At 37.0% G+C, this 9,572-nt stretch carries 3 protein-coding genes; 1 reads left to right on the forward strand and 2 read right to left on the reverse strand.

Annotated elements, in window-relative coordinates:
* Nucleotides 1–102: 102 nt before the first annotated feature.
* Entirely contained in the window at nt 103–1,203 is a 1,101-nt protein-coding gene (gene bioB, locus JJL45_RS02305; protein ID WP_068600932.1) for a biotin synthase BioB, read from the forward strand.
* Nucleotides 1,204–1,312: 109 nt separating this feature from the next.
* Here bioB and JJL45_RS02310 read toward each other — a convergent pair whose 3' ends face one another.
* On the reverse strand, nt 1,313–5,269 hold the full coding sequence (locus JJL45_RS02310) for a LamG-like jellyroll fold domain-containing protein (RefSeq protein WP_202664223.1): 3,957 nt from the start codon (nt 5,267–5,269) through the stop codon (nt 1,313–1,315).
* Nucleotides 5,270–5,490: 221 nt separating this feature from the next.
* Nucleotides 5,491–9,429 carry a discoidin domain-containing protein gene (locus JJL45_RS02315; protein ID WP_082935820.1) on the reverse strand — a complete coding sequence of 1,313 codons (3,939 nt, stop codon included), beginning with the start codon at nt 9,427–9,429 and terminating at the stop codon, nt 5,491–5,493.
* Between the last annotated feature and the right edge of the window lie 143 nt (nt 9,430–9,572).

Genomic DNA, 9,572 nt, shown 5'->3' on the forward strand with positions numbered 1-9,572 from the left:
AGTATAGGTTTCGTAGGCAATACCGTTAGCATTTTAATAAGCAAAAGCTAAATCCATTCCTATATTATTACTATTTTTGCCCAAAATTAAGTATTGGCTATTATGAGTGAGATGAGACACAATTGGACCAAAGAAGAAATTTTAGAGATTTATAACAAACCTTTTATGGATTTGCTTTATGAAGCAGCAACTGTTCACCGTTTGCATCATGACCCAAATACCGTTCAGGTGTCAACTTTATTATCTATAAAAACAGGCGGATGTTCAGAAGATTGTGGCTATTGCCCACAAGCAGCCAGATACCACACCGATATTGAAGGTAACGATTTAATGTCTGTACAACAAGTTAAAGCACAAGCTTTACGCGCAAAATCAGGCGGAAGCTCACGTGTTTGTATGGGAGCTGCTTGGCGAAATGTAAAAGATGGCGAAGAGTTCGATCAAGTTTTAGAAATGGTAAGAACCATAAATAAACTGGATATGGAAGTATGTTGTACCCTTGGAATGGTAACCGAAAACCAAGCAAAGCGTTTAGCTGAAGCTGGCTTGTATGCTTACAATCATAATTTAGATTCTTCGGAAGAATATTATAAAGAAGTGATTTCAACCCGTGGTTATCAAGATCGTTTAGATACTATTGATAACGTGCGTAAAACCAATGTTACGGTTTGTAGCGGTGGTATTATAGGTATGGGTGAAAATATTGAAGATCGTGCTGGTATGTTAGTGGCGCTTTCTACCTTAAATCCGCAACCAGAATCGACACCAATAAACGCTTTAGTAGCTGTTGAAGGAACGCCTTTAGAAGATCAGGAACCCGTTTCCATTTGGGATATGGTGCGTATGGTAGCCACCACAAGAATTGTGATGCCAGAAACTCAAGTGCGTTTAAGTGCAGGGCGTACCCAAATGACTAGAGAAGGTCAGGCGATGTGTTTCTTTGCAGGTGCAAATTCTATTTTTGCAGGAGATAAATTATTAACAACTCCAAATCCTGATGTGAACGAAGACATGAAAATGTTTGAATTATTAGGATTAAAACCTCAAAAACCCTTCACTAAAAAAGTACAACCTCAAACAGTAGAAGCAAAAGATTCTAAAATTGAAGCTTTAGGTGAAAAACCAAAATGGACACGCCCAGAGCATAAAATTGAACGTAACGAAGCTGCTAGAGCTTTAAGAAAAGAGGCGTCACAAGATTAAGTAAGTGCTTCGCATAAAAGATAAAACCCGAGTTTGATTGGTATCAAATTCGGGGTTTTATTTTATTCTTAAAGGCTAGGTTTACACGCATAAACCATTCAATACCTCATTAATTAGCAACTATCACTTTTCTAGAAACCTCAGCATCTGAAGTTTTAATTGAAAACACATAAACGCCGGAAGCAAAATGTATAGGTATACTTATTTTCATTTCTGAAGACTGAATGTCTTGTTCTAAAACCACTTGACCCAGCATATTTACAGCCTTTAGGCTTTTAATATTTGTAGCATTAGGATTACTTATTACAATATGATTGTTTTGACGATTGTAAAATAATTGTAACAGTTTATAATTTTCTGAATCTACCTCAAGAGTACCATTTGCAACATCTGAAAACGCTAACGCAAAACGGTCTTCAATCAATCCGCTACCTACGTTTACAAAAAACGATCCTGCTTTTAAATCGTGGTATGTATCGTAATCTTTTAAATAGACCTTATAGTTTTGAGCAGCGTTTTCTAAAGTATCAATTTTAATTTCTATTAAGCCTCCCGATTGTGTTTTTACGGTTAAAGGCAACACGGTTTCTGTGGTAATGGTATCTACTCCTTGAATAAAATACTCAGCCTTATCGATGCTCCAGTACAAATCTTCCAAATTATCTTCGTTTTCAGGCGCATCGTAACCCCAATCGTAGTGTAGTGATGCGTTTTTATCTACGGTTGTTAGCAACTGGCGTACATACCCTTTTGGCGACTGGTAGCCCAATCTAATTTTAGGTCTGGCATCGCCAGCCTTTGCAGCTGTTGTTTTTGCCTGTTTGGTAGCTGATTCCTTAATAAAGACTGAGGAGCCTAAATTGCCTTCACGTTCAAAATAGCGCTGGCCGTTATTAAAAACAATATCATCACTAGTTTTACTACTACTGGCAGCTTTAACAAAAAAGCCTTGCGCTACTGGAATATATTGTGTTGGTATTTTAGTACCTTGTTTACCTGAAGCGGCAGGTAAATCTTGATGCCCAAGAGCAACAGACCCAAGAGACCCAGAAAGATTATACATCGCATAACCACCTACATATTCTTTTAAAATATGAGAATTTCCTCCAAAATGATCCCAAAAATAAAGGGTACCCTCAATAGTATTTTTGTTATCGGTTAAAAATTGATTTGCATCTAGTGCCGACGGGTATGGGTTACCTACCAAATACTCGTTACCAGCAGTTAAGGTTAACTTAATTTCCCCATTGTTAGGCATGCCTTTAAAGGTATAATTTTGTTCATCGGTAATCGGGCGATCGCCTGGACCTTTCATGGTAAACCCTTCACCTATTTTTAAAGGACTAATTCGTGTTAACCTTTCCCAAGCGTAATAATTATCTGCTTTTTTGTTAGTAAATTTATTCAACCAGTACAACGAAATGGTTATTGGGTTTGTGGCATCACTTCCATCATAACCAGTAGTGTAGGTTATCGGATTTCCACGATCTAGAAGCACCCCTCCAATAAAGTAGTTGATTCTATCGTTATTAACAGGGGAACCCCAATAGTTATAATTATACTTATTAGCGGTGCCCTGTTGCGTACGCTGTATTTCTCCATCATCCGGACCCAAAATACTTTCTGTAGTTTGCAAAAGTTGTCCTTCGCCTTGTAAATCTATTAGGCCACCATTACCAATATCAAGATACCATGTGTTCTCTAGCTTTTTATTGTTTTTAAATTCGAAATAAGCTCCTGGATCTACAATTAGTCCTATGTTCGTAACATCCACTCCTCTATTTCTACCATTTTGATGGTTGGAGTAATGACTATTAGTAATATGGTTTTTAATACGAACAATAGACGCCTCATTTTCTGGCTTATCTTTTATACTCCACATATCCTCATGTAACCATGTTGCTGCTTCACCCCACTCGCCATCTGCTTTAGTTTCATAAGGTAGCGGTGCGGTTTGTGCAACAGTACGCAATGTCGTACCATCGTTATGTATGGCTGCAATAACATTTTCGTCTGTATCTAAAAGTATATCGTTTTGATATTTATCAAATTTATAATACCCTAATAATGATGTTGCTATATCGGGTCTTATTTCTAGATGTATGGTTTTTCCAAAGTTAGGATCGACTTCATCCAATTCTTGACATACCATTTTTTGAATTTCTCGAGTCGATAGATTTTTATCAAAAACACGAGCCTCATCCATTTCACCATGAAAAAAATTGGAATTATTTATAGGATTTCTACCCATGTTTAAATTGGTGGTTGAAGGCCCTAAATTCCCAGAGGCACTTGGGTTAAAATCTTCCCTTTCTCCATCTATATACAACTCCATGTCACTACCATATCTAGCGGCAACATGCGTCCAAATACCAGGAGTTATCGTGCTACTACTCGTTAAAGTCGTACCGTTTGCTGTAGCCACAAGGTTGCCCGAACCATTTATTTCTAAATGAAAGTTATCTTCCCCCATAATAAATTGGGTACCAGAAGCCGATGGGTCTAGTTTTATCCAGCCCATTAAAGTAGCCTCAGTTAAATTGTTTATTAAAGAAGGTGCCTCCACATAGTCGTCTGCCCCATCAAATTGCATGGCATGTGAACCTATAATAGGCTCTCCATAAATCCAAAGTTCTGTAAAACTCATATACCAATAATCATTATCAGGTTTATAATCACCACGACCAATGCCATCAAATCGAACATAGCGGGCATCGATGGTTCCTGTAATAAAGTTATCTGCAAAGGGAAGAAAACTAGTTGTTGGAAGTCCTTGTTTATCAGGATTCGGATCCCTATCAACAACTTCAACATAGGAACCAGGACTATCATCTGGTGAAACTGAGATTTTATAACCATAATTTCTATTACTAAGCGTGAGCACCTCTGCAGCATTAATAGAATATGTTTTACCTAAATCAAAAATAGCATATTTAGGAGTTGGGAAATTAGTGGTATCAGACCCATGTCCCCCAAAATAAACCCACCTATCAAACCTATTACGAAGACCAAGCCCTCCATTAACCAACTTATCCGGACTACTTTCTTCGTAATAATTCGTTGAAAAATCAATAGGTGTTTTTCCCAATATAACGTTATAGGCATCTAACTTGTGGTAAAAAGGGACTCCAAAAATGAGAAATTCATTTAATGCAGGACCTCCTGAGTAATTATGCACTCCATCTACAATTAATTTTACATACCTCCCGATTGCCAAATTATAGGAATCTGTAAAGGCTATAGTAGATACTGTATTACCCGTTCTATCAACAACCTCTTTATAGGTGGAAGGGTCACCATCTACTGAGACTTGAATACGATATCGATAAGCTCTTTTACCGTAAGGTATTAATGTGGAATTCGTTAATAAATGTACCGATCCTAAATCGACGATGACTTCTTGTGGATAACTACTGCTTGAAGAAACCCAACTAAGGGAATCGATTACCTCCTGATCTATAAGATATTCTAATGGATGGTCTGTAATACCCGGATGTTGTGAAGTAATTGAAACATTAGGGTTATTAAATTTATCTGCTACATTAGCTAAAGTATTTGTGTTAGAAGTGGCTCCACCACCACTTCCTCCACCACCACTTCCACCTGAAGAAATAGAGTCCCCTCCTCGAACGGTAAATATGTATTCGGTGTTGGGGTGTGTGTGGTTAGCTTTATCTTTCCATGTATACTTAAGCTTCACTGTAGCGGTAACGACGCCTCCAGAGGGTGTGAATTTGATGGTAAAATCTTCTGTTTGACCACTATTAAGCTTGGTTCTGCTCAATCCATTTGTTATGGTAAATGCCGGATCACCAGTAATAGATAATACCATGTGATCAACGGTTCTAGACGACCCAGAAACATCCCTTGATATCACAAATGTATGGCTGTCTGTAATAAGTCCAAAATCGGTACCTAAAGAAGCATCAGGAGCACTACCTTCTGGTATTTGTGTACTTCCATATAAAATTCGTGCTTTTCCATCTTGGGCAAAACCAGTAAAACTGAAAGCCATAAAAAGAAAAAAAAACAACAGAAAAAACCTAAAATTTAAAACTGTCTTCATTACAATAGGGATAAATTTAATACCTTCTATTAACAACTATTGTTAATAGAACATGTAGGAATCCTATGTAAATTTGGGTGCTATTAAAGTTACACAATAAAAAGACTCAACAAAGTTATTTCCGTTTTAAATTCGACAAAATGTTTTTTTTAGGGTATGAATGACACCAATTTTAAAACCTTTATTATAGGAAAAAAAATAAAAATTTATGAGTTTCAATTTTAATTAGAGATTACCACTTTCTTCGATACCTCAGACTCAGAAGCTTGTACCGAAAACACATAAACGTCTGAATTTAAATTTATTGGAACACCAATTTTCTTGTCTGAAGATTGAATTTCAATATCAAAAACCTCTTGTCCCAGCATATTTACAGCCTTGAGGCTTTTAATATTTGTAGCTTTAGGGTTACTGATTATAATATTATCGTTCTGGTTATTAAAATACAGTTGAAGTTGGTTATTACTCTCTGAATTCACACCTAAGGTTTCTGATGCCTCTGAAAAAGCAATCGCAAAACGATCTTCTATTATTCCGCTATCAACATTTACAAAAAAGGACCCCGATTTAAGATCATGATAGGTATCGTAATCTTTTAAATAAACTTGATAGTTTTGAGCTGAATTTTCTAAACTATCAATTTTAATTTCAATTAAACCTCCCGATTTCGTTTTTACGGTTAACGGTAAAACAGTTTGAGTAGTTATGGTGTCCACCCCTTGAATAAAGTATTCCTTTTGGTCGATATTCCAGTATATGTCTTCGGCATTATCTTCGTTTACTGGCGCATCATAACCCCAGTCGTAGTGAAGTGATGCCTTTTGATCTACCGTGGTTAGCAACTGGCGTACATATCCTTTTGGCGATTGGTAGCCAAGCCTAATTTTAGGTCTGGCATCGGTAGCTTTTGTATATGTTGTTTTCGATGCCTTAGTTGTTGTTTCTTTAATAAAAACGGATCCAGGGTTGGTATCCAATCGTTCTCTATAAAATACACGCTGATCGTTATTAAAAACAATATCGTTACTCGATTTATTGCTCGTGGCAGCTTTAACAAAAAACCCTTGAGCTACAGGAATAAATTGCGTTGGTACTTTTGTCCCTGGACCACCATTCGGACTCACCCCAGCAGCTGGCGTTGTAGCAGCCGAGCCTACCCCTCCAGAGAGGTTATACATGGCATAACCGCCTTCATACTCTTTTAGGTAATGAGAAAAACCACCATAATGATCCCAAAAATAAAGCGTACCTTCAATAGTATTTTGGTTATCGGTTAAAAATTGATCGGCATCTAATGCCGATGGATATGGGTTACCCACCAAATACTCATTACCAGAATTTAAGGTAAGAGTAAAATACCCATTGTTAGGCATCCCTGTAAAAGTGTAATTCTGTGTTTGAGTTAAGTCTGTATTAGTGGTGGTCCCTTTCATGGTAAACCCTTGTCCTACGAGTAACTCTCCCGTACTCTTTATACGCTCCCAAGCATAGTAATTATCGGCTAAAGCATCCTCAAATTTATACAACCAATACTCCGAAATTGTAACAGGGCTTTGTGAACCATCATAACCACCAGTGTATTGTATTGGATTAGAGCCATCATACAAGATGCCTCCAACTGTATATTTGCCACTGCCATTATTAACTGGAGAGCTCCAATAATTATAAGTATATAAGTTCTGTACCCCCTGTTGGTCACGTTCTATGACCCCATCTCCAGTACCCAAAGTACTTTCTGTAGTTTGTAGCAATTGCCCCTCGCCTTGTAAATCGATTAAACCACCAGTACCAATATCTAAATACCAGGAATTTTCTAGCTTTTTATTGTTTTTAAATTCGAAATGAGCTCCTGGGTCAATAATTAATCCTAGGTTAACAACATCGACACCATTATTGCTGTTATTAGAATGGTTATTATTAATATGTTTTTTAATATGAACAATAGTAGCTGCACTTTCTGGAGTATCTTTTATACTCCAAATATCACCATGTAACCAAGTATTGGTATCGCTCCAAGCGCTCTCTCCCGTAGCGTCTTTAGTTACATAAGGCAGTGGGGCGGTTTGAGCCACAGTACGCAATGTGGTTCCATCGTTATGTATAGCAGCAATAACATTATCATTACTGTCTAATAGAATATCATTTTGGTAATTATTAAATTTATAATAGCCTAGGATGGATTTTGCTAAATCAGGGTTTATTTGAATAGGTATTGTTTTTCCAAAATTTGGATTGACATCATCTAATTCTTGACATACCATTTTTTGAATATCTTGTGCCGATAAATCTTTTTCAAAAACTCGCATTTCATCCATTTCACCATGAAATAAAATAGAAGTATTCAATGGGTTTCTACCCATATTAAAATTAGTTGTAGAAGCCCCTAAATTACTAGAGCTATGTGAGTAAGAAACATCGCTTTTGCCATCTATAAATAACTCCAATTCACCACCACCATATCTAGCGGCAACGTGTGTCCAAATACCAGGAATTATCTTGCTACTACCTGTTAAGGTTAAACCGCTTGTTGTAGCAACAAGTTGCCCCAAATTATCTATCTCTAAATAAAAATTAGATTCCCCCATAATAAATTGATCACCAGTAGCCAATGGATCAAGTTTTATCCACCCCATTAAAGTAGCTTCAGATAAATTGTTTATTAAGGAAGGTGCCTCCACATAGTCGTCTACACCATCAAATTGTAAGGCATGCGAATCTACAATAGCCTCTCCAAAAACTTGTAGTTCTGTAAAACTCATAAACCATATATCATTACTAGGCTTATAAGAACCAGGATTAAGGCCATCAATTCTAACATACCGTGCATCGATAGTTCCCGTACTAAAGTTATCTGCAAAAGGCGTTCCTGCTGGCGTTCCTGAGGGATGACCAGGATTCGTTTCCCTATCAATTACTTCGGTATACATGTTATTATCGGAAGAAACTGAGATTGTATAACCGTAATTTCTATCGTCAAGCGTTAACAGCTCTGCAGCATACAGAGAATATGTTTTACCTAAGTCAAAAATAGCATACTTAGGAGATGGAAAATTACTAGGGTCAGTCCCTGTTCCCCCTTTATAAACCCATCTATCAAAGGTATTGGCCCTGCCAATTCCTCCATTAACCAACTTATCGGGACTACTTTGTTCGTAATAACCTGTTGTAAAATCTATAGGTGTTTTTCCTAGTATAACATTATAAGCATCTAATTGTTGGTAAAAAGGGACACCAAAAATGAGAAATTCGTTTAGCTCGACAAGGTTTCCGCCATAACCCGTACCAGTTCCTGTTACGGTTAATTTCACATACCTAGCGATTGCCAAATTATAAGAGTCTGTAAAGGCAAGAAGCGATTCTGTATTACTAGTTCTATCAACAACCGTATTATAGGTCGTACCATCAACAGAAGTTTCAATTTTATATTGATAATCCCTCTCATCGTATGGTATTAATGTGGAATTCGTTAATAAATGTACCGACCCTAAATCGACAGTGGCAGATTGGGGATAACCAGTAGTTGAGGAAGCCCACCTATCATTATCATCAACACTCTGGTCTATAAGATTAGCTATTGGATAACTTGTAGTACCTCCATTAGTAGCAGAAATAGTAACAGCAGGATTATTATAAATATCTGCTACATTAGCTAAACTCGTTGAGGAAACATTGCCACTACCCCCAGAAATTACAGCACCTCCTTGAATGGTAAAACTATAGGTGGTGTGAGGGAATGTGGCATCAGCTTTATTTTTCCATGTATAATCTAGAGTAACAACAGCCGTTTTAAGCCCACCAGCAACATTTGGTGTAAAAGTGATGGTAAAATCTTCTGTTTCACCGGCATCCAGTTTATCATCTGATGCTGAAATTCCTTCCGTAATAGCAAATTCAGCATTGCCAGAAATTTTCAAGGACATGTCATCAATGGTTCTATCCGACCCTGAAATGTTATCCCTAGTGATTTCGAATGTATGACTTACTGTATTAAGGCCAAAATCGGTACCTAAAGTAGCATCTGGAGCACTGTTTTCAGGAATTTGTGTGCCGTTATATATAATTCGTGCTTTTCCATCTTGGGCAAAACCAGCAAAACTGAATACCATAAAAAGAAAAATAAGCAAAAATGACTTGGTAATAATTTGGGGGGACTTAATCATACAAAAGCAATTTAATTTAGAGAGAAATTATTACGTGCTCCGAAAAGGCATTTAAAATTACTAACTGACAAACCAAACTGGTTTACCAGTTCAAAAATAAATAATAAATTAAAACAGGCAAAAAGAGGGATGTTTTTTCGATG

The organism is Tamlana sp. s12 (assembly GCF_016767215.1).
In the GTDB taxonomy this organism is placed as follows: domain Bacteria; phylum Bacteroidota; class Bacteroidia; order Flavobacteriales; family Flavobacteriaceae; genus Pseudotamlana; species Pseudotamlana agarivorans.

Bases quoted from the DNA above. Each gene is read 5' to 3' on its own strand.
- JJL45_RS02310 (WP_202664223.1), bottom strand. From the start codon at position 5,269: ATGAAGACAGTTTTAAATTTTAGGTTTTTTCTGTTGTTTTTTTTTCTT.
- bioB (WP_068600932.1), top strand. From the start codon at position 103: ATGAGTGAGATGAGACACAATTGGACCAAAGAAGAAATTTTAGAGATT.
- JJL45_RS02315 (WP_082935820.1), bottom strand. From the start codon at position 9,429: ATGATTAAGTCCCCCCAAATTATTACCAAGTCATTTTTGCTTATTTTT.